This window comes from Variovorax sp. SRS16 (assembly GCF_901827165.1).
In the GTDB taxonomy this organism is placed as follows: Bacteria; Pseudomonadota; Gammaproteobacteria; order Burkholderiales; family Burkholderiaceae_C; genus Variovorax.
In genome coordinates, this window is sequence record NZ_LR594666.1 from 336,120 (window position 1) to 359,276 (window position 23,157).

Here is a 23,157-nt window from a genome sequence, read left to right on the forward strand (position 1 = left end):
GTGCCTCTCGTTGCCCGTGGCGAGGGAATCAGCAACATGGTGCAGACGTTAAACCGTACACGGGCACTGCTCTTTCAAGGATAGAAAATGGCAAAAGGAAAATTCACCCGCACGAAGCCGCACGTGAACGTGGGCACGATCGGTCACGTTGACCATGGCAAGACGACGCTGACGGCGGCCATTGCGACCGTGCTGTCTGCCAAGTTCGGCGGCGAAGCCAAGGCCTACGACCAGATCGACGCGGCGCCCGAAGAAAAGGCGCGCGGCATCACCATCAACACCGCCCACGTCGAATACGAAACGGCCAACCGCCACTACGCGCACGTCGACTGCCCGGGCCACGCCGACTACGTCAAGAACATGATCACCGGTGCCGCCCAGATGGACGGCGCCATCCTGGTCTGCTCGGCCGCCGACGGCCCCATGCCCCAGACCCGCGAGCACATCCTGCTGGCGCGCCAGGTCGGTGTCGGCTACATCATCGTCTTCCTCAACAAGTGCGACATGGTCGACGACGCCGAACTGCTCGAGCTCGTTGAAATGGAAGTGCGCGAGCTGCTCGACAAGTACGAATTCCCCGGCGACGACACCCCCATCATCCACGGCTCGGCCAAGCTCGCCCTCGAAGGCGACAAGGGCAAGCTCGGTGAAGAAGCCATCATGAAGCTGGCCGACGCCCTCGACAGCTACATCCCCACGCCCGAGCGCGCGGTCGACGGCACCTTCCTGATGCCCGTCGAAGACGTCTTCTCCATCTCCGGACGCGGCACCGTGGTGACTGGCGCCGTCGAGCGCGGCGTCATCAAGGTCGGCGAGGAAATCGAGATTGTCGGCATCCGCCCGACCGTCAAGACCACCTGCACCGGCGTCGAGATGTTCCGCAAGCTCCTGGACCAGGGCCAGGCGGGCGACAACGTGGGCGTGCTGCTGCGTGGCACCAAGCGTGAAGAAGTCGAGCGCGGCCAGGTGCTGTGCAAGCCCGGCTCCATCAAGCCGCACACGCACTTCACCGCCGAGGTGTACGTGCTGAGCAAGGACGAAGGCGGTCGCCACACGCCCTTCTTCAACAACTACCGCCCGCAGTTCTACTTCCGCACGACGGACGTGACTGGCGCCATCGAGCTGCCCAAGGACAAGGAAATGGTCATGCCCGGGGACAACGTGAGCATCACGGTCAAGCTGATCAACCCGATCGCCATGGAAGAAGGCCTGCGCTTCGCGATCCGCGAAGGCGGACGCACCGTGGGCTCGGGCGTGGTGGCGAAGATCCTCGACATCTGATTCGAACGCACAAAGGAATCACCATGGCCACCAAGCAAAAAATCCGCATCCGCCTGAAGGCGTTCGACTACAAGCTGATCGACCAGTCGGCGGCCGAGATCGTGGACACCGCCAAGCGCACCGGCGCCATCGTCAAGGGCCCCGTGCCGCTGCCGACCCGCATGAAGCGTTTCGACATCCTGCGTTCGCCGCACGTCAACAAGACGAGCCGCGACCAGTTCGAGATCCGCACGCACCAGCGCCTGATGGACATCGTCGACCCCACCGACAAGACCGTGGACGCGCTGATGAAGCTCGACCTGCCGGCCGGCGTGGACGTCGAGATCAAGCTGCAGTAAGCCCACGGCACTGAGCTCATGAAGCCTGCATGCAGCGATGCATGCAGGCTTTGTTTGTATTGCGCCTATGTTGGTAGCCGGGCTATAATCGCCGGCTCTGCCTAACTTGCGTCCTATGCGGGCGCTTCTTGGTGCAGGGCTTTATCAACCTTCTCTCGCATACCAAACGCTGTCGCCAATTGAAGTGACAGCGGCGGGAGAGGATTCCATTTTTGGAGAAAAAAATGAGTCTGAGCAACTCCCTCGGGTTGCTGGGCCGCAAGGTGGGGATGATGCGTCTCTTCACCGATGACGGGGATGCAGTTCCCGTCACGGTGGTGGATGTGTCCAACAACCGCGTGACCCAGATCAAAACCCAAGAGACTGATGGCTACGTCGCGCTGCAAGTGACGTTCGGTTCGCGCAAGGCATCGCGCGTGACCAAGCCGCAAGCCGGCCACCTCGCCAAGGCGGGCGTCGAAGCTGGTGAAATCATCCAGGAATTCCGTGTCACCGCCGATGCGGCCGCCCAGCACAAGGCTGGCGGCGCGATCGCAGTGAGCAGCGTGTTCGCGGTCGGCCAGAAGGTCGACGTGCAGGGCACCTCGATCGGCAAGGGCTTCGCCGGCACGATCAAGCGCCACAACATGAGCTCGCAACGCGCGTCGCACGGCAACAGCCGTTCGCACAACGTTCCGGGCTCGATCGGCATGGCGCAGGATCCGGGCCGCGTGTTCCCGGGCAAGCGCATGACGGGCCATCTCGGCGACGTCACCGTGACCACCCAGAACCTCGACGTGATCCGCATCGACGAAGCCCGTCAGCTGCTGCTGATCAAGGGCGCGATTCCGGGCTCGAAGGGTGGCTTCGTCACCGTGCGCCCGGCCGTCAAGGCCAAGTCGCAAGCGGCCCCTGCGGCTTAAGGAGCGAAAGCAATGCAACTCGAACTCCTGAACGAACAGGGCCAGGCCGCGTCGAAGTACGACGCCCCCGAGACCGTGTTCGGCCGTGACTACAACGAGGACCTGGTGCACCAGATCGTCGTCGCATTCCAGGCCAACGCGCGCCAGGGCACGCGTGCCCAGAAGGACCGCGAACAGGTCAAGCACTCGACCAAGAAGCCGTTCAAGCAAAAGGGAACGGGCCGCGCCCGTGCCGGTATGACGTCCTCGCCGCTGTGGCGCGGAGGCGGCCGGATTTTCCCGAACATGCCCGACGAAAACTTCTCGCAGAAGATCAACAAGAAGATGTACCGCGCCGGCATGGCCTCCATCTTCTCGCAGCTCGCCCGCGAAGGCCGTCTGGCCGTGGTCGATTCGATCAAGGTCGATTCGCCCAAGACCAAGGCACTGGCCGCCAAGTTCAAGGCGATGAATCTCGACTCCGTGCTCGTGATCGCCGAGGAAGTCGACGAGAACCTGTACCTGGCTTCGCGCAACCTGATCAACGTGCTTGTGGTCGAACCGCGTTACGCCGATCCGGTGTCGCTGGTGCATTACAAGAAGGTGCTGGTCACCAAGGGCGCCGTCGACAAGCTCAAGGAGATGTTCGCATGAGCCGCATGAATCCGACGCCGCAACAACGTCAGTTCGACGAAGGTCGCCTGATGAGCGTTCTGGTCGCCCCGATCGTGTCCGAGAAGGCCACGATGGTCGGCGAGAAGTCGAACGCAGTCACTTTCAAGGTGTTGCAGGACGCCACCAAGCCCGAGATCAAGGCCGCCGTCGAACTGATGTTCAAGGTCGAGGTCCAGGGCGTGTCGGTGCTCAACACCAAGGGCAAGACCAAGCGCTTTGGCAAGTCCATCGGCCGCCGCGACAACATTCGCAAGGCCTATGTGACGCTCAAGGCCGGTCAAGAGCTCAACCTCGCTGGGGAAGGCGCTTAATCATGGCCGTCATCAAGATGAAACCCACTTCGCCGGGCCAACGCGGCGCGGTGAAGATCTCGCGGGACCACCTCTACAAGGGTGCGCCGCATGCAGCCCTGCTGGAGCCGCAATTCCAGAAGGCCGGCCGCAACAACAACGGCCACATCACGACCCGTCACAAGGGCGGTGGGCACAAGCACCACTACCGCGTGGTGGACTTCGTGCGCAACAAGGACGGCATCCCGGCCAAGGTCGAACGCATCGAATACGACCCGAACCGCACCGCCCACATCGCGCTCGTGTGCTATGCCGACGGAGAACGCCGCTACATCATCGCCCCGCGCGGTCTGGAAGCCGGCGCAACGCTGCTGAGCGGTTCGGAAGCCCCGATCCGCGCCGGCAACACGCTGCCGATCCGCAACATCCCGGTGGGCTCGACCATTCACTGCATCGAACTGCAGCCCGGCAAGGGCGCGCAGATCGCCCGTTCGGCTGGCACGTCGGCCACGCTGCTGGCGCGCGAAGGCGTCTACGCCCAGGTCCGCATGCGCTCGGGCGAAGTCCGCCGCATTCACGTCGAATGCCGTGCGACCATCGGCGAAGTGGCCAACGAAGAGCACAGCCTGCGTCAACTCGGCAAGGCCGGTGTGAAGCGCTGGATGGGCATTCGCCCGACCGTTCGCGGCGTGGTGATGAACCCGGTCGACCACCCGCACGGTGGCGGCGAAGGCAAGACCGGCGAAGGCCGCCATCCTGTCGACCCCTGGGGCAATCTCACCAAGGGTTATCGCACCCGCAACAACAAGCGCACGCAAGTCTTCATCGTGTCGCGTCGCAAGAAGTAAGGGACAGCACAATGACTCGCTCTCTCAAAAAGGGTCCGTTCGTCGACCACCATCTGGTGGCCAAGGCCGACAAGGCCGTGACGACCAAGGACAAGAAGCCGATCAAGACCTGGTCGCGCCGTTCGATGGTGCTGCCCGAATTCATCGGCCTGACCATCGCCGTTCACAACGGCAAGCAGCACGTGCCTGTCTACATCACCGACCAGATGGTCGGCCACAAGCTCGGCGAATTTGCGCTCACGCGCACGTTCAAGGGGCACCCCGCGGACAAGAAAGTCCAGAAGAAGTAAGGAACGACCATGTCTGAAACACGTGCAGTCCTCCGCGGCGTCCGCCTTTCGGTCGACAAGGGCCGTCTGGTCGCCGATCTGATCCGCGGCAAGAAGGTCGATCAAGCGCTCAACATCCTGCAGTTCACGCAGAAGAAGGCCGCTGTGATCGTCAAGAAGGTGCTCGAATCGGCCATCGCCAACGCCGAGCACAACGACGGCGCCGACATCGACGAGTTGAAGGTCAAGACCATCTACGTCGAGCAGGGCGCCACGCTCAAGCGCTTCACCGCGCGCGCCAAGGGTCGCGGCAATCGCATCAGCAAGCCCACGTGCCATGTGTACGTGACGGTCGGCAACTAAGAGGCCTGGAAGAATATGGGACAGAAGATCCACCCCACCGGCTTCCGCCTTGCGGTCAGCCGTAACTGGTCCAGCCGCTGGTACGCGAGCAACCGTGATTTCGCGGGCATGCTGGCCGAAGACATCAAGGTGCGCGAGTACCTGAAGAAGAAGCTCAAGAACGCCTCCGTTTCGCGCGTGCTGATCGAGCGTCCCGCCAAGAACGCCCGCATCACGATCTACTCGGCACGTCCGGGCGTCGTGATCGGCAAGAAGGGCGAAGACATCGAGAACCTCAAGCGTGAACTCGGCCGCCAGCTCGGCGTGCCGGTCGCGGTCAACATCGAAGAAGTGCGCAAGCCCGAAATCGATGCCCAACTGATCGCCGACAGCATCACGCAGCAGCTCGAGAAGCGCATCATGTTCCGCCGCGCCATGAAGCGTGCGATGCAGAACGCGATGCGTCTGGGTGCCCAGGGCATCAAGATCATGTCGGCCGGCCGCCTGAACGGCATCGAAATCGCGCGCACCGAGTGGTACCGCGAAGGCCGCGTGCCGCTGCATACGCTGCGCGCCGACATCGACTACGGCACCTCGGAAGCCAAGACCACCTACGGCGTCATCGGTGTCAAGGTCTGGGTCTACAAGGGCGATACGCTGGGCCGCAACGACCTGCCCGCCGTCGAGACGCCGCGTCCCGACGAAGAGCGTCGCCCGCGCGGTCCGCGCCGCGATGGCCGCCCGGGTGGCGACCGTCCCGGTTCCGACCGCCGTGGCCCCGGCCCGCGCGCCGGTGCCCGAGGCCCGATCGGCGGCAACGTCGCGCCGGCCGATGGCAGCGACAAGCCCGCAGAAGCCACCGGTGCAGCCCCTGGCGCCCCGGGTGCAGACTCGAAACCCGCCGTTAAGCGCGTACGCAAAGCCGCGCCAGCTGCAGCAGCTGACGGTGCCAAGACCGAGTGATCGGTCTTAGAACTACGGAGTAAGAAAAATGCTGCAACCTGCACGCAGAAAGTTCCGCAAGGAACAAAAGGGCCGCAACACCGGCATCGCGACCCGCGGCAACGCGGTGTCGTTCGGTGACTTCGGCCTGAAGTCGATCGACCGCGGCCGCCTGACGGCGCGCCAGATCGAAGCCGCACGTCGCGCCATTTCGCGCCACGTCAAGCGCGGTGGCCGCATCTGGATTCGCGTGTTCCCGGACAAGCCGATCTCGCACAAGCCTGCCGAAGTGCGGATGGGTAACGGCAAGGGCAACCCCGAGTACTACGTCGCCGAGATCCAGCCCGGCAAGGTGATCTACGAGATCGTCGGCGTTCCCGAAGAACTCGCACGCGAAGCGTTCCGCCTGGCTGCCGCCAAGCTGCCGCTGCGCACCACCTTCGTCGCGCGCCAGCTCGGCGCCTGATCGAGGAGAACACTGATGGCAACACGCAAGAAGAAGGACGCCGCGGCCAAGCCGGTCAAGGTGTCGAAGGCTGCAACGCTGCGCGACAAGGACGTCGCCGGCCTGCAGACCGAAATCAAGGATCTGCAGAAGGCCCATTTCGGCCTGCGCATGCAGAAAGCCACGCAACAACTGTCGAACACGTCGACGCTGCGCGTCACGCGCCGCGACATCGCGCGTGCCAAGACCATTCTTGCGCAAAAGCAGCAAGAAACCCAAGCCGCCAAGTAAGGAGTGAACATGACGGAAGCTAAAAAATCCCTCAAGCGCACCTTGATCGGCAAGGTGGTCAGCGACAAGCGCGAGAAGACCGTGACCGTGCTGGTCGAGCGCCGTGTGAAGCACGAGCTCTACGGCAAGATCGTGGCGAAGACGAGCAAGTACCACGCGCACGACGAAAAGGGCGAGTACAAGCTCGGCGACACCATCGAGATCACGGAGAGTCGGCCGATCTCGAAATCAAAGAACTGGATCGTGACCCGTTTGGTGGAAAAGGCCGTTCTGGTCTGATCGCCGGCGCCACGGCCTCGCAAAAAGAGCCCACAATGTGGGCTCTTTTTTTTGGGAGCATTTTGATGATCAAAGTTGGCGACGCCCTTCCTTCGGCCACCCTGCAGGAATACTCGGAGGTCGAAGGCGAAGGCTGCAGCATCGGCCCGAACCCGGTCGACGTGACCAAGGCTGCTGCAGGCAAAACCATTGCGTTGTTCGCGCTGCCCGGCGCATTCACGCCGACCTGCTCGGCCAAGCACGTGCCGGGCTATGTACAGCATTACGACGAACTCAAGGCCGCCGGCGTCGACGAGATCTGGTGTGTGAGCGTCAACGATGCCTTCGTGATGGGTGCATGGGCACGCGACCAGAAGACCGGTACCAAGGTGCGCATGCTGGCGGACGGCAGCGCGGCCTTCGCGAACGCCACCGGCCTCACGCTCGACCTGACGGCACGCGGCATGGGCGTGCGCAGCAACCGCTATTCGATGCTCGTGAAGGATGGCAAGGTCGCCACGCTCAACGTCGAGGCGCCCGGCAAATTCGAAGTCAGCGACGCCGCCACGCTGTTGGCGCAGGCACGCGCCTGAGTTTTCGGAGCGACGAACGACGTCGAATCGAAATGCTTGATTCCAGGGAGCTAAAAAACTTCTGGCCGGCGATCATGACGCCGAGCCACGACGGCAAGTTCTTCCAGAACTATGTCGTTTCTCTGATGCACTTCATCGGTCTGGCCAACCAGACCGGCATGCGGCTGCAATTGTGCCTGCAGCAAGGCGAGAGCCTGGTCACCCGTGCGCGCAACAACTGCGTCGCGACCTTTCTTTCGCATCCCGAGTGGACGCACCTCTTCTGGATCGATGCCGACATCGGCTTCTCTGCGGAAGCCGCGACCCGGCTGCTGCTGTCGGACTACGACATCGCGTGCGGCGTCTATCCGCTCAAGCGCGAGGAATGGCCCGCGGAGGGTGTGCCGGCCAGCACCACGCGACAGCAGTTCGAGGCCACGTACACGCGCTACGCCGCGAACACCGATGTGATGCCCGGCGGCACGCCCAACATGGTCGACCTGATCGTGCAGCCCGATGGCTTCATGCGCGTGACCGAGGCGCCGACGGGCTTCATGGTCATCAAACGCCGCGTGTTCGAGCGCCTGATCGAGAGCTATCCCGAAATGCGCTATGTTCCCGACAGCCTGGGCGTTCCAGACGAAGGCCGGCACTACAGATTCTTCGACGTCATGGTGGACCCGGTGACACGGCGCTACCTGTCGGAGGATTACGGCTTCTGCCGCCTCTGGTCGGGTCTTGGCGAATCGATCTACATCGATGCCAATTCGAACCTGACGCATCAGGGCTCGAAGACCTACCGCGGCGACTTCGCCACTTCGCTGAAGACCTTTCTGCCGAACGCCCTTGGCGCGCCTGCCGGCTCCACCCTGCGCCTTCACGGCGCCGAGTACCTGAAGCCGAACGCGTTCCCGGGCTTTTGATCAGCCGACGTCGACCTTGAGGTAGTGCGACCCTGCGATCGGGTTGTGATAGTAGGGTGGCACTTCCACGAAGCCCAGGTCTTCGTAGAGCGCGCGCGCCGACTCCATGTCGTCGAGCGTATCCAGCAGCACGCAGGCGTAGCCCGCGCTGCGTGCTGCGTCCAGGATGGCCTCGGCCAACTGCCGTCCCAGGCCGAGACCGCGGAAGGCGGGACGCACATAGAGGCGCTTCATCTCGGCGGCATTCGGATAGTCGGTCGTGTCGAGCGGCCGCAGCGCGCAGCAGCCTGCGACATGCGCGAGCCCTCCCTGTGCGCGCGGCAGCAGCGGCGCATCGACCGCACCCGATGCGTGCGCCGCATCGACCAGCGCCAGCAGCAACGCGCCTCGCGGTTCCGCATAGTCCCCGGGAAGGCGTGCCAGTTCCTCGTCGAAATTCTGGAATCCGAGATCGATGCCCAGTGATGCGGCGTAGTCGCGAAAGACCGCACGCGTCGCCTCGATCTCATGCGCCTCGTCGGGCGTGATCAGGATCACCGCCGGGGTGCCGGCGAGCGGCAGCGGACGTGAAACCGGGTTGCTCATGCTCTGAGGGACGCGATCCATGCTGCGAAGCCCGCGCACAGCGCGAACACCACGAACGCCAGCAGGCGCGACGCAGCGTCGTCGCGGCTGGAGGGGGCCGCGCCTTCGGTGATCAGCTTGTCGCCTGAAATCATCGGCCGCACCAGGGGCCGGCGCTTGACGAACACGTAGTAAAGCACCGCCAGCACGTGCAGGCTCGCCAGCGCGATCACGATCCACTTGCCCGGTGCCTTGTGCCAGCTCGTCGCCGCGCTGACGACGGCGTCGGAGACGAAGCGGGTGAGCGGCCCCGATGCCGAGATCTCGTCGTCCGACACCAGCCCGGTCGCGACCTGCACCGCCAGAATGCCGAGCACGCCGAACACCGACAACGCGCCCAGCGGCGTGTGGCCGATGAGGTGATCCGGATGGCCTCGGCCGCGCAGATACGCGACGAGCGAGGAGGGCGCGTAGACGAAGGCGTGAAAGCGCGACCACCGGCCGCCCACGAAGCCCCAGATCAGCCGGAACAGCAGCAGCGACAGCACGGCGTAGCCCAGGCGAAAGTGCCATTCCATGATGTCGCCGAGCCCGGTCGCGATCAGGCCGACCACGGCCACCGCCAGGATCCAGTGGAAGAGCCGCGTCGGCAAGTCCCAGACCCGTGTGCGGGGCAGGCTGGCGCGATCCCGGCGTGCGCTGTGCATGGAGAGCTCGAAGGGGGCTGTCATCGAAGAGGTTGGCGAGGCGGCACGATGCGCAGATTAGCAAATTTCAGCGGCCGCGCACGTCATGGCTTGCCTGGTCCCGAGCGCAGAATCGCGTGTTCCCCTAAACTCGCCGGCAGCGCCGTGGCCCACGGACGGCTCAGCAGACGAAGGAATCACGATGAATCGCCTTGTCCCGTTCATGCTGGCGGCCGCCTGTACCGCGCTGTCCGTGCCGGCGGCCGCCCAGTTTGCCAAGCCCGAAGACGCCGTCAAATATCGCCAGAGCGTGATGTTCCTGCAGAACCAGCATTTCGGTCGCATCGCCGCCATGGCCAATGGCCGGGTGCCCTATGACGCTGCGGCGGCACTGGCGAATGCGGACCTGGTGGCCACCATCGCCAAGCTGCCATGGAGCGGCGCCTATGCGCAGGGAACCGAAGGCGGCAGGGCCAAGCCCGAGATCTGGACGGAACAGGCCAAGTTCAAGGAATTGAGCGACACGCTGGTGGACGAAACCGGCAAGCTGGCGACAGCCGCCAAGTCCAACAACCTGGACGCCATCAAGACCTCGGTCGCCGCTGTCGGGGAGACCTGCAAGTCCTGCCACGACAGCTTCCGCAAGCGCTGAACGGGCGGCGCCGCGGCTGCAGCCGCGAAGCCTAGGCTTCGGCGAGCAGCTTCTCGATCAGCTTGTGCAGTTCGGCGAAGTCGGGTTCACCGACATAGCGCTTCACGATCTCGCCGTGCTTGTTCACGACATAGCTGGTCGGCGTGAGCTTCACGTCGCCCCAGGCCTGGGCCACCGCGCCGGTGTTGTCGATCGCCACCTTGAACGGCAGCTTGCGCGTCTCGGCATAGTTGATCACGTAGCTGGGCGGGTCGTAGCTCATGGCGACCGCCAGCGTGTCGAAGCCCTGGCTCTTGTACTTGTCGTAGGTTGCGATCACCTTGGGCATCTCGCCCACGCAGGTGACACAGCTGGTGGCCCAGAAGTTGACCAGCGTCACCTTGCCCTTGAGGTCGTCCGTGCTCTTCTTGCTGCCGTCGAGCAGCACGAAGGTCGATGCCGGCGCTGCCGTGGCTCCCGTGTTCAGATACACGCCCACACCGATGGCCAGGGCAATCGCGGTTGCGGCGACGTAGATGATTTTTTTCATGGGGGAGACGGATGGAGGAAGCCCGGTCATTTTAGTTCCGCTTCGAGGATCGTGCTTGGCGCCGGAATGCCATGCGCAGGACGCCCTCGATAATGGCCTTTCCCATGCCATCCCTGTTCCGTCCCCATTTCGCATCACTCGCGCTGGCCTTTCTTGCCGCATGCAGTCCCACTTTCAACTGGCGTGAAGTGCCGATCGGGGAGGACGGCGTGGTGGCGCTTCTGCCCTGCAAGGCCGATCATGCGACGCGCGCGCTGCCGCTCGGTGGCGCGGAGTCGGTCGCGGTGGATGTGAGCGGCTGCGAGGCCGGCGGCGCCACTTTCGCCGTCGCGCATGCCACGGCCACCAGCACAGTGCAGGCCGAGGCCTGGATGAGCGCCTGGCGCGCAGCGACTCGCACCCGCCTGGCCGGTGCATCGATCCAGGAAGCCGCAGCCGTCGTGCAGCGCGCGGCATCCTCCCCGGCGCCCGGGCGGCTCGACGCGCAGGGCGCAGGGGCCAGTGCCACGCCGACCCATGTGCTCTGGTTCGCCCAGCAGGGCGCAGGCAAGGTCTCGCTCTACCAGGCGACCGTGCTGGGAAAGCCCTCGTCGGCCGACGCGATCAAGACTTTCTTCGAAGGCCTGCGTGTTCCCTGAGTGCCGGCCGCGCGTTGTCTCCTGGTCACTTGCTCCCATGGGTGTCCCCGCATAATCGACAGGCCCCTTCGATCCGCATGAACAGCATCTTCATCATCGCCCATTCACCGCTCGCACAGGCGCTGCGGCAATGTGCGCTGCATGTGTTCCCCGATTGCGAACCCTCGATCGTCGCGCTCGACGTGCTGCCCAACGTGTCGCCCGAAGAAACGCTCGGTGCCGCGCGCATCACGCTGGCGCAGCTGCTGCCCACGCCACGCTCCCAGGTGCTGGTGCTGGCCGACGTGTTCGGCGCCACGCCCTGCAACGTGGCGCAGAAGCTGGTCGACGGCATCCGTTCGCGGCTGGTGGCCGGCGTCAACCTGCCGATGCTGCTGCGGGCGGTAAGCTACCGCAACGAACCGCTCGACACCCTCGTGCAGCGGGCGCTCACCGGCGGGACGGCGGGTGTGATGCAAGTGGCGGTCACGGCACCGCAAAACCAGGCAAGAAGAAAGCACAGTGACCAAGACATCCGTGACCATCAGCAATAAGCTGGGCCTGCATGCGCGTGCGTCGGCCAAGCTCACCAAGCTCGCAGGGAGCTTCCCCTGCGATGTCTGGCTCGCGCGCGACGATCGCCGCGTCAATGCCAAGAGCATCATGGGCGTGATGATGCTGGCCGCCGGCCTCGGCGTGGTGGTGGAGGTCGAGACGCAGGGCGAGCGCGAGCAGGAGGCGCTGGACGCGATCGTTGCCTTGATGAACGACAAATTCGGAGAAGGCGAATGACCTTTGCCGTCCACGGGCTCCCGGTTGCCCGTGGCATTGCCATCGGCCGCGCCGTGCTGGTGGTCTCGAGCCGCATCGACGTGGCCCACTATTTCATCAAGCCCGAGCAGATCGAGACCGAGATCGACCGTGTGCGCACGGCGCGCAACGCGGTGTCCGAGGAGCTGCAGAAGCTGCAGGCCAGCGTTGCGCTGATGGGGCCGAACGACACGCCGCACGAACTCGCCGCGCTGCTCGATGTGCACCAGATGCTGCTGCAGGACGAAGTCCTCACCGGCGGCGTCAAGCACTGGATCACCGAGCGCCTCTACAACGCCGAATGGGCGCTGACCACGCAGCTCGAAGTGATCGCGCGCCAGTTCGACGAGATGGAGGACGAGTACCTGCGCGAACGCAAGGCCGACCTGGAGCAGGTCGTCGAGCGCCTGCTGCACCGCATGAAGGGCACGGCCGCGGTGCTGGCGCCGACCCCGCCGCGGCGCAAGCGTGCGGCCGAGACGGAAGAGGGCGGCGACGATCCGGTCGCCAGCGAGGCGATCGATGCACCGCTGGTGCTGATCGCGCACGACCTCTCGCCGGCCGACATGCTGCAGTTCAAGAAGAGCGTGTTCGCCGGCTTCGTCACCGACGTCGGCGGGCGCACTTCGCACACCGCGATCGTCGCACGCAGCATGGACATCCCGGCCGTCGTCGGCGCGCGCAGCGCGAGCCAACTGGTGCGGCAGGACGACTGGGTCATCATCGACGGCGACACCGGCGTGATGATTGTCGACCCCTCGCCGATCATCCTGGCCGAGTACGGCTTCAAGCAGCGCCAGGGCGACCTCGAGCGCGGCCGGCTGGCCCGGCTGCGCCACAAGCCGGCCGTCACGCTCGACGGCCAGCGCGTCGACCTGCTGGCCAACATCGAGATGCCCGAGGACACGATCGGCGCCGTCAAGGCGGGCGCCGTCGGCGTCGGCCTGTTCCGCAGCGAATTCCTTTTCATGGGCCGCGAGGCGCAGCGTCTCACGCGCCTGCCCGACGAAGAGGAGCAGTACCAGGCCTACAAGCGCGCGGTCGAGGGCATGCAGGGCATGCCGGTCACCATCCGGACCATCGATGTCGGCGCCGACAAGCCGCTCGACGGCAAATCGGTGCGCGACGACGCGCACCTGAATCCGGCGCTCGGCCTGCGCGCGATCCGCTGGAGCCTGGCCGACCCGGCCATGTTCCTCACGCAGCTGCGCGCCATCCTGCGCGCCGCCGCGCACGGCGAGATCCACCTGCTCATCCCGATGCTCGCGCACGCGAGCGAGATTCGCCAGACCATCTCGCTGATCGACTTCGCACGCGCCGAGCTCGACAACCGCGGCGCGGTGCATGGCGCGGTCAAGCTCGGCGCGATGATCGAGATCCCGGCCGCCGCGCTCACGCTCAAGACCTTCCTCAAGCACTTCGATTTCCTGTCGATCGGCACCAACGACCTGATCCAGTACACGCTGGCCATCGACCGCGCCGACGAATCGGTGGCGCATCTCTACGATCCGGCCCATCCCGCCGTGCTGCGCCTGGTCGCCGACACCATCGCCGAGTGCCGGCGCCAGGGCAAGGGCGTCAGCGTGTGCGGCGAAATGGCCGGCGACATCGTATTCACGCGCTTGCTGCTCGGCCTCGGCCTGCGCAGCTTCTCGATGCACCCCTCGCAGATCCTCGCGGTCAAGCAGGAAGTGCTGCGCGCCGACGCGGGCAAGCTCGAGGCCTGGGCGCAGCAGGTGCTCGAGGCCGAGGATCCCGCCGCCGCGCTCATGCCGGTGCCGGCGCGTTAGTCGCGATCGCGCGCGCGGCGCCGCCGTCGCGCCTCTCTCAGGGTTTGCACGCAGTCGCGCATCCGGTGGTCCGGGCGCCGCGCTCACCCTGCGCACGGGTTGCCGGCAACGCCGTCCCGCATGCGTGCATGAAGCCCTGATAAATCAATAACTTAGCTCGCCGCTTGCCTCGGTCGAGGCATGGCACACCCGTTGCTCTGTCCGTGGGCCGGTCGCATCACCCGATGCGGCACGGGTCCATGACACAGGAGACAACGATGAGCACGACGGGCGACCTCGATCCCACCGAGACAGGCGAATGGGTGGACGCACTCAGCGCGGTCCAGCAACACCGTGGCAATGAGAGGGCCAACTTCCTGCTCAATCGCCTGGTCGACGAAGGCCGGCGCGACGGCGTCTACACGCCGCGTTCGCTCAACACCGCCTACCGCAACACCATCGCGCCGGAGCGCGAAGAGAAGAACCCCGGCGACCGCGCGATCGAGCACCGCCTGCGCTCGATCATCCGCTGGAACGCGATGGCAATCATCCTGCGCGCCAACAAGGACTCGTCCGAACTCGGCGGCCACATCGCGAGCTTCCAGTCGGCCGCCACGCTCTACGACATCGGCTTCGGCCACTTCTGGCACGCGGCCACCGACACGCACGGCGGCGACCTGCTCTTCATCCAGGGCCACAGCTCGCCCGGCATCTATGCCCGCGCCTTCCTCGAAGGCCGCCTCACCGAGCAGCAGTTGCTCAACTACCGCCAGGAAGCCGATGGCCACGGCATCCCGTCCTATCCGCATCCGTGGCTCATGCCCGACTTCTGGCAGTTCCCCACCGTCTCGATGGGCCTCGGTCCGTTGATGGCGATCTACCAGGCGCGCTTCCTCAAGTACCTGCACGGCCGCGGCCTGGCCGACACGGCGCCGCGCAAGGTCTGGGCCTTCATGGGCGACGGCGAAATGGACGAGCCCGAATCCCTTGGCGCCATCTCGCTGGCCGGCCGCGAGAGCCTCGACAACCTCGTGTTCGTCATCAACTGCAACCTGCAGCGCCTGGACGGCCCGGTGCGCGGCAACGGCAAGATCGTGCAGGAACTCGAGAGCGTGTTCCGCGGCGCCGGCTGGAACGTCATCAAGGTGCTGTGGGGCAGCGGCTGGGACGCGCTGCTCGCCAAGGACCACAGCGGCAAGCTGTTGCAGCGCATGGAGGAATGCGTCGATGGCGAGTACCAGGACTTCAAGAGCAAGAGCGGCGCCTACGTGCGCGAGCATTTCTTCGGCAAGTACGACGAGACGAAGGCACTGGTCGCCGACATGAGCGACGACGACATCTGGGCGCTGACCCGCGGCGGCCACGATCCGCAGAAAGTCTTTGCCGCCTATGCCGCCGCCGTCAAGCACAAGGGCCAGCCCACGCTGATCCTGCCCAAGACCGTCAAGGGCTACGGCATGGGCGAATCCGGCGAAGGCCAGATGATCGCCCACCAGGCCAAGAAGATGACGCAGGACGCGCTGCGCAATTTCCGCGACCGCTTCCAGATCCCGGTGTCCGACGCCGACCTGCCCCACGTGCCCTTCGTCAAGCTGCCCGAAGACAGCCCGGAGATGAAGTACCTGCGCGAGCGCCGCGTCGCGCTCGGCGGCTACCTGCCGCAGCGCCGCCGCAAGTCGAGCGCGCTCGAGATCCCGCCGCTGGCCACCTTCGAGCGCTTGCTCAAGGACACCGGCGAGCGCGAGATCTCCACCACCATGGCCTTCGTGCAGATGCTCGGCACGCTGGTGCGCGACAAGGCGATCGGCAAGCACATCGTGCCCATCGTGCCCGACGAGTCGCGCACCTTCGGCATGGAAGGCATGTTCCGCCAGCTCGGCATCTGGTCCTCGCTCGGCCAGCTCTACAAGCCGCAGGACGCCGACCAGCTCATGTACTACCGCGAATCGAAGGACGGCCAGGTGCTGCAGGAAGGCATCAACGAAGGCGGCGCGATGTCCAGCTGGATCGTCGCGGCCACCTCGTACAGCACGAACAACGTGCCGATGATCCCGTTCTACATCTACTACTCGATGTTCGGCCTGCAGCGCGTGGGCGACCTCGCCTGGCTGGCCGGCGACATCCGCGCGCGCGGCTTCCTGCTCGGCGGCACCGCGGGCCGCACCACGCTCAACGGCGAAGGCCTGCAGCACGAGGACGGCCACAGCCACATCCTGGCCGGCACCATCCCCAACTGCATCTCGTACGACCCCACCTTCGCCTACGAGGTGGTCGTCATCGTGCGCGACGGCATGCGCCGCATGTACGCCGAGCAGGAGGACGTGTACTACTACATCACCCTCATGAACGAGAACTACCCGCACCCCGGCATGCCCGAGGGCAGCGAGGCGGGCATCCTCAAGGGCCTCTACCAGCTCGGCGACGGCGGCAAGACGCCCAAGAAGGGCCACCGCGTGCAGCTCATGGGCAGCGGCACCATCCTGCGCGAAGTGATGGCCGCGGCCGAACTGCTGAAGACCGACTTCGGCGTCGCCTCTGACGTGTGGAGTGCCACCAGCTACAACGAGCTGCGCCGCGACGGCATGGCCGCCGAGCGCTGGAGCCGGCTGCATCCGACCGAACCCGCGCGCAAGAGCCACGTCGAGCAATGCCTCGAAGGCCACGACGGCCCCGTCGTCGCCGCCACCGACTACATGCGCAACTACGCCGACCAGGTGCGCGAATACGTGCAGGCCGCCGGCCGCCGCTACACCGTGCTCGGCACCGACGGCTTCGGGCGCAGCGACTACCGCCGCAAGCTGCGCCGCTTCTTCGAGGTCGACCGCTGGCACGTGGCCGTGGCCGCGCTCAAGGCGCTGGCCGACGACGGCGTGATCAAGCACGCGGTCGTCGCCGAGGCCATCGAGAAATACGGGCTCGACGCCGAGCGCGCAGCCCCCTGGACCGTCTGAGGCACGACATGAGCAACGCAATCGACATCAAGGTTCCGGACATCGGCGACTTCAGCGACGTGCCGGTCATCGAGATCTTCGTCAAGGTCGGCGACACCGTGAAGGCCGAGGATCCGCTGGTCTCGCTCGAATCCGACAAGGCCACGATGGATGTGCCCGCGCCGCTGTCGGGTGTCGTGCAGGCCATCACGATCAAGCTCGGCGACAAGGTCAGCGAGGGCAGCGTGATCCTGTCATTGGCGACCGGCGATGCGCCCGCAGCGACGGCTGCAGCCGCACCGGCTGCGCCTGCCGCTGCTCCAACCGCAGCGCCGGTGCGCGATGCCGCCAGCACCGGCAGCGCGATCGACGAAGCCGCCTTCGCACTCGCCTACGCCGGCCCCGCCGTGCGCAAGCTCGCACGCGAACTCGGCGTCGACCTTGGCAAGCTCGAGGGTTCGGGCGAGCACGGCCGCATCGTGCGCGCCGATGTCGAGTCCTTCGCGAAAGGCGGCGGCGCAGCGGCCGCACCGGCTGCCGGCAAGACCGCCGCGGCACCTGCAGGCGGCGGCGTGGGCGGCATCGATCTGCTGCCCTGGCCCAAGGTCGACTTCGCCAAGTTCGGCCCGACCGAGCGCAAGGAGCTGTCGCGCATCAAGAGGATCAGCGCCGCCAACCTGCACCGCAACTGGGTCGTCATTCCGCACGTGACCACGCACGACGAGGCCGACATCACCGACCTCGAACCCTTCCGCGTGCAGATGAACAAGGAACTCGAGAAGTCCGGCGTCAAGATCAGCATGCTGCCCTTCATGATGAAGGCGGCGGTCGCGACGCTCAAGAAGTTCCCCGAGTTCAATGCGAGCCTCGACGGCGATGCGCTGGTGCTGAAGAACTACTGGCACATCGGCTTCGCGGCCGACACGCCCAACGGCCTCATGGTGCCGGTGATCCGCGACGTCGACAAGAAGACCGTGCCCGACATCGCCAAGGAGATGGGCGAACTCGCCAAGCTCGCGCGCGACGGCAAGCTCAAGCCCGACCAGATGTCGGGCGGCACCTTCACCATCAGCTCGCTCGGCGGCATCGGCGGCATCTACTTCACGCCGATCATCAATGCACCCGAGGTCGCGATCATGGGCGTGTGCAGGAGCTACTGGAAGCAGCACTCCGCCGACGGCAAGAGCTACACCTCGCGCCTCACGCTGCCGCTGTCCCTGTCGTGGGACCACCGTGTGATCGACGGCGCCGCCGCCGCGCGCTTCAACGTCCATTTCGCCAACGTGCTCGCCGATCTGCGGCGCGTGCTGTTCTGAACTGAAGGAAAGCTCCCATGGCCCACACGGTGGAAGTCAAGGTCCCGGACATCGGCGACTTCAAGGATGTCGCGATCATCGAACTGCTGGTCAAGCCCGGCGAGGTGATCGCGGTCGACACCGGCCTCATCATGGTCGAGTCGGACAAGGCATCGATGGAGATTCCATCCAGCCATGCCGGGACGGTGAAGGCGCTCAAGGTCGCGCTCGGGGACAAGGTCAGCGAAGGCTCGGTGATCCTCGAGCTCGAGGCCGCCGCATCTGCCTCCCCTCTCCCTGCGGCCGCACCCTCACCCCAACCCTCTCCCGCAAGCGGGAGAGGGAGTGAAGCGGCGCCGCAGGCGGCGCACCACGCAGGGTCGGCCGACCTCGAATGCGAAGTGCTCGTGCTCGGCGCCGGCCCCGGCGGCTACTCGGCCGCGTTCCGCAGCGCCGACCTCGGCATGAAGACCGTGCTGGTCGAGCGCTACGCCTCGCTCGGCGGCGTCTGCCTCAACGTCGGCTGCATCCCGTCGAAGGCGCTTCTGCACACCGCCGGCGTGATGGACGAGGTCAAGACGCTCGGCCACCACGGCATCAAGTACGCACCGCCCGAGATCGACATCGACGCGCTGCGCAGCTTCAAGGACGGCGTCGTCAAGAAACTCACCGGCGGCCTCGCCGGCATGGCCAAGGGACGCAAGGTCGAGGTCGTCACCGGCGTCGGCAGCTTCCTCGATCCGCACCATCTCGAAGTCGCGATCGAGGGCGGCGCGAAGAAGGTCGTGAAGTTCGCCAAGGCCATCATCGCCGCCGGTTCGCAGGCCGTGAAGCTGCCCTTCATGCCCGAGGACGAGCGCGTCGTCGACTCCACCGGCGCGCTGCTGCTCAGGAGCATCCCGAAGCGCATGCTGGTGATCGGCGGCGGCATCATCGGCCTGGAGATGGCCACCGTCTACTCGACGCTCGGCACCCGCATCGACGTGGTCGAGATGCTCGACGGGCTGATGCAGGGCGCCGACCGCGATCTCGTCAAGGTGTGGGAGAAATTCAACGGCGCGCGCTTCGACCACGTGATGCTCAAGACCAAGACCGTCGGTGCCAAGGCGACGCCGGCCGGCATCGAGGTCAGCTTCGAAGGCGAGAAGGCGCCCAAGGACGCGCAGGTCTACGACCTCGTGCTGGTCGCCGTGGGCCGCAGCCCCAACGGCGGCAAGATCGGCGCCGACAAGGCCGGCGTGGCCGTGACCGATCGCGGCTTCATTCACGTCGACAAACAGATGCGCACCAACGTGCCGCACATCTTCGCGATCGGCGATCTCGTCGGCCAGCCCATGCTTGCGCACAAGGCCGTGCACGAGGCGCACGTCGCGGCCGAAGCCGCGCATGGCGAAGCGTCCTTCTTCGATGCGCGGCAGATCCCTTCGGTCGCCTACACCGACCCCGAGGTGGCCTGGGCCGGCAAGACCGAGGAGCAATGCCAGGCCGAAGGCCTCAAGGTCGGCCGCGCCGTGTTCCCCTGGGCCGCATCGGGCCGCGCCATCGCCAACGGCCGCGACGAGGGCTTCACCAAGCTCATCTTCGACGAGGCCACGCACCGCATCGTCGGCGGCGGCATCGTCGGCACGCATGCGGGTGACCTGATCAGCGAGGTGTGCCTGGCCATCGAGATGGGCTGCGAGCCCGGCGACATCGGCAAGACCATCCATCCGCATCCGACGCTCGGCGAATCGATCGGCATGACGGCGGAGCTGTTCGAAGGCCTTTGCACCGACCTGCCGCCCGTGAAGAAGAAGTAGGGCCGCGCCATGCCTGTCCAACTCGCGTTCGAGGCCGTCGGCGACGGTCCTGCGGTGGTGATCCTGCACGGCCTGTTCGGCGCCGGGCGCAACTGGGCGCAGATCGCACATGCGCTGGCCGCCGACTACCGCGTCTACCTCCCCGACGCGCGCAACCACGGCGCATCGACCTGGGCCGAAACCATGTCCTACGAGGAGATGGCGCTCGACGTGCGGGCGCTGATCGCGCGCGAAGGGCTCGAACGGCCTTTCATCGTCGGCCACAGCATGGGCGGCAAGACCGCGATGGCGCTGGCGCTCGGCCTCGAGGATCCGGAATCGATCGGCGGCATCGCGGTGATCGACATCGCGCCCGAGAGCTACGCCGACCAATTCTCCTCGTACGTGTCGGCCATGCGCCACCTGGACCTGGCCGCCGCGACCAGCCGCAGCGAGATCCGCCGCGCGCTGGCCGACAGCCTGGTCGGCGATGCGCCGATCGACTTCCTGATGCAGAACCTGCGCCGCCACAAGGACCGCTTCGACTGGCGGCTCAACCTGATGGCCACCGCGGTCTGCATGCGCGAGCTCTGTGCGTTTCCGGAGGCACTCCCACACGCACGCTACGACGGGCCGGCGCTGTTCCTGGCCGGCGCGGAGTCCGACTACGTGCGGCCCGAATCGCTGCCCCGCATCCTCGAACTGTTTCCGGGTGCGGAGCTGGTGCGCATTGCCGACGCCGGCCACTGGGTGCATGCCGACCAGCCCCAGGCGCTGCTGCGCGGCTTGAACGACTGGCTCGCCGAAGCGCGTGCGCTTGCGCCGCGCTGACGCCGCATCCTTCTCGACAGACCCCGAACGAAAGACGACACCATGTCCGACGACAAGCTCCGCGAAGCCGCGCTCGACTACCACCGTTATCCGACGCCCGGCAAGATCTCGGTGACGCCGACCAAGCCGATGGCCACGCAGCGCGATCTCGCGCTCGCCTATTCGCCGGGCGTCGCCGATGCCTGCATGGAGATCGTGCGCGATCCGGCCGAGGCGATGCATCTCACCTCGCGCGCCAACCTCGTGGCCGTCATCACCAACGGCACCGCGGTGCTGGGCCTGGGCAACATCGGCCCGCTGGCCGGCAAGCCGGTGATGGAAGGCAAGGGCTGCCTGTTCAAGAAATTCGCCGGCATCGACGTGTTCGACATCGAACTCGACGAGAACGACCCCGACGCGCTGATCGACACCATCGCGCGCATGGAGCCCACCTTCGGCGGCATCAACCTCGAGGACATCAAGGCCCCCGAGTGCTTCTACATCGAGAAGAAGCTGCGCGAGCGCATGAAGATCCCGGTGTTCCACGACGACCAGCACGGCACCGCCATCGTCGCCGCCGCGGCCATCCTCAATGCGCTGCGGCACGTGGGCAAGGACATCACCGAGGTCAAGCTGGTCGCCTCCGGCGCCGGCGCCGCGGCGCTGGCCTGCCTGGACCTGATCGTCAGCCTCGGCCTGCCGATGGGCAACATCTTCGTCTCCGACAGCCTCGGCGTGGTCTACACGGGCCGCAAGGAGCAGATGGATCCGAACAAGGCCCGCTATGCGCAGCAGACCCCGGCACGCCAGCTGGCCGACGTGATCGGCGGCGCGGACATCTTCCTCGGCCTGTCGGCCGGCGGCGTGCTCAAGCCCGGGATGGTGAAGGAGATGGCGCGCGATCCGATCATCCTGGCCATGGCCAACCCGACGCCGGAGATCCTGCCGGAGGACGCGCTCGCGGTGCGGCCCGACGCGATCCTCGGCACCGGCCGCTCGGACTATCCGAACCAGGTCAACAACGTGCTGTGCTTCCCGTTCATCTTCCGCGGCGCGCTCGATGTCGGCGCCACCACCATCAACGAGGAGATGAAGCTCGCCGCCGTGCGCGCGATCGCCGAGCTCGCGCATGCCGAGATTCCCGAAGTGGTGGCGCAGGCCTATGGCGCGGTCGGCCTGCGCTTCGGCCGCGACTACCTGATCCCCAAGCCCTTCGATCCGCGCCTGATCGAAGCGGTCGCGCCCGCCGTCGCCCAGGCCGCGGTGGACAGCGGCGTCGCGACCCGGCCGATCGCCGACATGGCGGCCTACCGGCAGCGCCTGACGCAGTTCGTCTACCAGTCCGGCAGCAGCATGCAGCCGCTGTTCGCGGCTGCGAAGCAGTCGCCGAAGCGCGTCGTCTATGCGGAGGGCGAAGACGAGCGCGTGCTGCGTGCCGCGCAGGTGGTGGTCGACGAAAAGCTGGCGCGGCCGTTGCTGCTCGGCCGCCCCGACGTGATCGCGCAGCGCATCGAACAGTTCGGCCTGCGGCTCGAACTCGGCAAGGACTGCGAGGCGATCAACCTTCTCGACCCGGCCATCTACGGCGACGCGGCCGATGACTACCATCAGCTGCGGCGCCGCGATGGCGTCTCGCGCGCCGCCGCACGCGCCGAGATGCGCAGCCGCTGCACCCTGCTGGCGGCGATGCTGGTGCGCCAGGGCCGCGCCGACGCGATGCTGTGCGGCACCTTCGGCAACTACGGCGAGCACTTGCGCCATGTGCGCGACGTGATCGGCCTCAGGCCGGGCACGCGGACGCTGGCCGCGATGCAGATGCTGATGCTGCCCGGCCGCCAGCTCTTCATCTGCGACACGCACGTCAACCGCGACCCGGACGCCGCGCAGGTGGCCGAGATCGCGCTGCTCGCCGCCGAGGAGGTGCGCCGCTTCGGCGTCACGCCGAGCGTGGCGCTGCTGTCGCACTCCAACTTCGGCGGCTCGGATGCGGCCTCCGCCGTGAAGATGCGCGAGGCGCTGGGGCTCATCAAGGCCAGCGATCCGAAGCTCGCGGTCGAGGGCGAGATGCGCGGCGACGCGGCGCTGTCCAAGACCATCCTCGACCACGAGTTCCCCGACTCCGGCCTCGTCACCGAAGCCAACGTGCTCGTGATGCCCAACGTCGATGCGGCCAACATCTCGTACAACCTGCTGCGCATCGCGGCCGGCGGCGGCATCACGGTGGGCGGCATCCTGCTGGGCGCGGCGCGGCCGGTGCACATCCTCACGCCGTCCTCGACCGTGCGCCGCATCGTCAACATGACGGCGCTCGCGGTGGTCGATGCGGCCTCGCAGCGCGCCGCGGCCGCGGCGATCGACTGAC

27 protein-coding genes are annotated in these 23,157 nt (G+C 66.2%); 24 read left to right on the top strand and 3 right to left on the bottom strand.

Going from position 1 to position 23,157, the window contains the following annotated elements; all coding sequences use genetic code 11:
• Positions 1–87: 87 nt before the first annotated feature.
• From tuf to E5P2_RS01710, 14 genes are all read left to right on the top strand, one after another.
• On the top strand, positions 88–1,281 hold the full coding sequence (gene tuf / locus E5P2_RS01645; protein WP_162565439.1) for an elongation factor Tu: 1,194 nt from the start codon (positions 88–90) through the stop codon (positions 1,279–1,281).
• Positions 1,282–1,304: 23 nt separating this feature from the next.
• Positions 1,305–1,619, top strand: a complete 315-nt coding sequence (gene rpsJ, locus E5P2_RS01650) for a 30S ribosomal protein S10 (RefSeq protein ID WP_028250951.1) — start codon at positions 1,305–1,307, stop codon at positions 1,617–1,619.
• A gap of 224 nt (positions 1,620–1,843) precedes the next feature.
• Positions 1,844–2,521, top strand: a complete 678-nt coding sequence (rplC, locus tag E5P2_RS01655; protein ID WP_162565440.1) for a 50S ribosomal protein L3 — start codon at positions 1,844–1,846, stop codon at positions 2,519–2,521.
• A 12-nt stretch (positions 2,522–2,533) separates the two neighbouring features.
• The gene (gene rplD / locus E5P2_RS01660) at positions 2,534–3,154 is read left to right on the top strand and encodes a 50S ribosomal protein L4 (protein ID WP_162565441.1); all 621 of its coding nucleotides are present in this window, start codon (positions 2,534–2,536) and stop codon (positions 3,152–3,154) included.
• Positions 3,155–3,159: 5 nt separating this feature from the next.
• Positions 3,160–3,486, top strand: a complete 327-nt coding sequence (gene rplW, locus E5P2_RS01665) for a 50S ribosomal protein L23 (RefSeq protein ID WP_174259914.1) — start codon at positions 3,160–3,162, stop codon at positions 3,484–3,486.
• Between the two features lie 2 nt (positions 3,487–3,488).
• Positions 3,489–4,313, top strand: coding sequence for a 50S ribosomal protein L2 (rplB, locus tag E5P2_RS01670; RefSeq protein WP_162565443.1), 825 nt, complete (start codon positions 3,489–3,491; stop codon positions 4,311–4,313).
• Between the two features lie 11 nt (positions 4,314–4,324).
• Positions 4,325–4,603 carry a 30S ribosomal protein S19 gene (rpsS, locus tag E5P2_RS01675; RefSeq protein WP_007838132.1) on the top strand — a complete coding sequence of 93 codons (279 nt, stop codon included), beginning with the start codon at positions 4,325–4,327 and terminating at the stop codon, positions 4,601–4,603.
• 9 nt (positions 4,604–4,612) lie between these two features.
• Positions 4,613–4,945 carry a 50S ribosomal protein L22 gene (rplV, locus tag E5P2_RS01680; RefSeq protein ID WP_019657678.1) on the top strand — a complete coding sequence of 111 codons (333 nt, stop codon included), beginning with the start codon at positions 4,613–4,615 and terminating at the stop codon, positions 4,943–4,945.
• Between the two features lie 15 nt (positions 4,946–4,960).
• On the top strand, positions 4,961–5,887 hold the full coding sequence (gene rpsC, locus E5P2_RS01685; protein WP_162565444.1) for a 30S ribosomal protein S3: 927 nt from the start codon (positions 4,961–4,963) through the stop codon (positions 5,885–5,887).
• A gap of 28 nt (positions 5,888–5,915) precedes the next feature.
• Entirely contained in the window at positions 5,916–6,332 is a 417-nt protein-coding gene (gene rplP, locus E5P2_RS01690; protein ID WP_028250943.1) for a 50S ribosomal protein L16, read from the top strand.
• Positions 6,333–6,392: 60 nt separating this feature from the next.
• Positions 6,393–6,602, top strand: coding sequence for a 50S ribosomal protein L29 (gene rpmC, locus E5P2_RS01695; RefSeq protein ID WP_162570302.1), 210 nt, complete (start codon positions 6,393–6,395; stop codon positions 6,600–6,602).
• Positions 6,603–6,611: 9 nt separating this feature from the next.
• Entirely contained in the window at positions 6,612–6,881 is a 270-nt protein-coding gene (gene rpsQ / locus E5P2_RS01700; protein WP_162565445.1) for a 30S ribosomal protein S17, read from the top strand.
• A gap of 65 nt (positions 6,882–6,946) precedes the next feature.
• On the top strand, positions 6,947–7,453 hold the full coding sequence (locus tag E5P2_RS01705; RefSeq protein ID WP_162565446.1) for a peroxiredoxin: 507 nt from the start codon (positions 6,947–6,949) through the stop codon (positions 7,451–7,453).
• Between the two features lie 74 nt (positions 7,454–7,527).
• Entirely contained in the window at positions 7,528–8,355 is an 828-nt protein-coding gene (locus E5P2_RS01710; protein ID WP_332107534.1) for a hypothetical protein, read from the top strand.
• On the opposite strand, the gene E5P2_RS01715 is transcribed toward E5P2_RS01710, so the two are convergent.
• Both E5P2_RS01715 and E5P2_RS01720 read right to left on the bottom strand, forming a co-directional pair.
• Positions 8,356–8,940 carry a GNAT family N-acetyltransferase gene (locus tag E5P2_RS01715; RefSeq protein ID WP_162570303.1) on the bottom strand — a complete coding sequence of 195 codons (585 nt, stop codon included), beginning with the start codon at positions 8,938–8,940 and terminating at the stop codon, positions 8,356–8,358. It lies immediately after the preceding gene.
• Positions 8,937–9,626: a cytochrome b/b6 domain-containing protein gene (locus tag E5P2_RS01720; protein ID WP_232080547.1), complete on the bottom strand. Its 690-nt coding sequence runs from the start codon at positions 9,624–9,626 to the stop codon at positions 8,937–8,939. Before E5P2_RS01720 ends, E5P2_RS01715 begins: the two co-directional genes overlap by 4 nt.
• Positions 9,627–9,807: 181 nt before the next feature.
• On the opposite strand from E5P2_RS01720, the gene E5P2_RS01725 reads away from it, so the two are divergent.
• Complete coding sequence (locus E5P2_RS01725) at positions 9,808–10,257, top strand: c-type cytochrome (RefSeq protein WP_162565449.1); 450 nt, start codon at positions 9,808–9,810, stop codon at positions 10,255–10,257.
• 31 nt (positions 10,258–10,288) lie between these two features.
• Here E5P2_RS01725 and E5P2_RS01730 read toward each other — a convergent pair whose 3' ends face one another.
• Complete coding sequence (locus tag E5P2_RS01730) at positions 10,289–10,786, bottom strand: TlpA family protein disulfide reductase (protein WP_162565450.1); 498 nt, start codon at positions 10,784–10,786, stop codon at positions 10,289–10,291.
• A 104-nt stretch (positions 10,787–10,890) separates the two neighbouring features.
• Here E5P2_RS01730 and E5P2_RS01735 point away from each other — a divergent pair, with 104 nt between their 5' ends.
• The 9 genes from E5P2_RS01735 (at position 10,891) to E5P2_RS01775 (ending at position 23,156) form a co-directional block, all read left to right on the top strand.
• The gene (locus E5P2_RS01735) at positions 10,891–11,424 is read left to right on the top strand and encodes a hypothetical protein (RefSeq protein ID WP_162565451.1); all 534 of its coding nucleotides are present in this window, start codon (positions 10,891–10,893) and stop codon (positions 11,422–11,424) included.
• Positions 11,425–11,501: 77 nt separating this feature from the next.
• Positions 11,502–11,957, top strand: coding sequence for a PTS sugar transporter subunit IIA (locus E5P2_RS01740; RefSeq protein WP_162565452.1), 456 nt, complete (start codon positions 11,502–11,504; stop codon positions 11,955–11,957).
• Positions 11,926–12,195 (top strand): HPr family phosphocarrier protein, encoded by a 270-nt coding sequence (locus tag E5P2_RS01745; protein ID WP_162565453.1) that lies wholly within the window; start codon positions 11,926–11,928, stop codon positions 12,193–12,195. Before E5P2_RS01740 ends, E5P2_RS01745 begins: the two co-directional genes overlap by 32 nt.
• A complete protein-coding gene (gene ptsP / locus E5P2_RS01750) occupies positions 12,192–14,003 on the top strand; it encodes a phosphoenolpyruvate--protein phosphotransferase (RefSeq protein WP_162565454.1) in 1,812 nt (603 codons plus the stop codon). Before E5P2_RS01745 ends, ptsP begins: the two co-directional genes overlap by 4 nt.
• Positions 14,004–14,260: 257 nt before the next feature.
• Positions 14,261–16,933: a pyruvate dehydrogenase (acetyl-transferring), homodimeric type gene (gene aceE / locus E5P2_RS01755; RefSeq protein ID WP_162565455.1), complete on the top strand. Its 2,673-nt coding sequence runs from the start codon at positions 14,261–14,263 to the stop codon at positions 16,931–16,933.
• Positions 16,934–16,941: 8 nt separating this feature from the next.
• On the top strand, positions 16,942–18,228 hold the full coding sequence (locus tag E5P2_RS01760; RefSeq protein WP_162565456.1) for a dihydrolipoyllysine-residue acetyltransferase: 1,287 nt from the start codon (positions 16,942–16,944) through the stop codon (positions 18,226–18,228).
• A gap of 17 nt (positions 18,229–18,245) precedes the next feature.
• Complete coding sequence (gene lpdA, locus E5P2_RS01765; protein ID WP_162565457.1) at positions 18,246–20,006, top strand: dihydrolipoyl dehydrogenase; 1,761 nt, start codon at positions 18,246–18,248, stop codon at positions 20,004–20,006.
• Between the two features lie 9 nt (positions 20,007–20,015).
• Positions 20,016–20,816 carry an alpha/beta fold hydrolase gene (locus E5P2_RS01770; protein WP_162565458.1) on the top strand — a complete coding sequence of 267 codons (801 nt, stop codon included), beginning with the start codon at positions 20,016–20,018 and terminating at the stop codon, positions 20,814–20,816.
• Positions 20,817–20,858: 42 nt separating this feature from the next.
• Complete coding sequence (locus tag E5P2_RS01775) at positions 20,859–23,156, top strand: NADP-dependent malic enzyme (RefSeq protein WP_162565459.1); 2,298 nt, start codon at positions 20,859–20,861, stop codon at positions 23,154–23,156.
• Position 23,157: the final 1 nt, after the last annotated feature.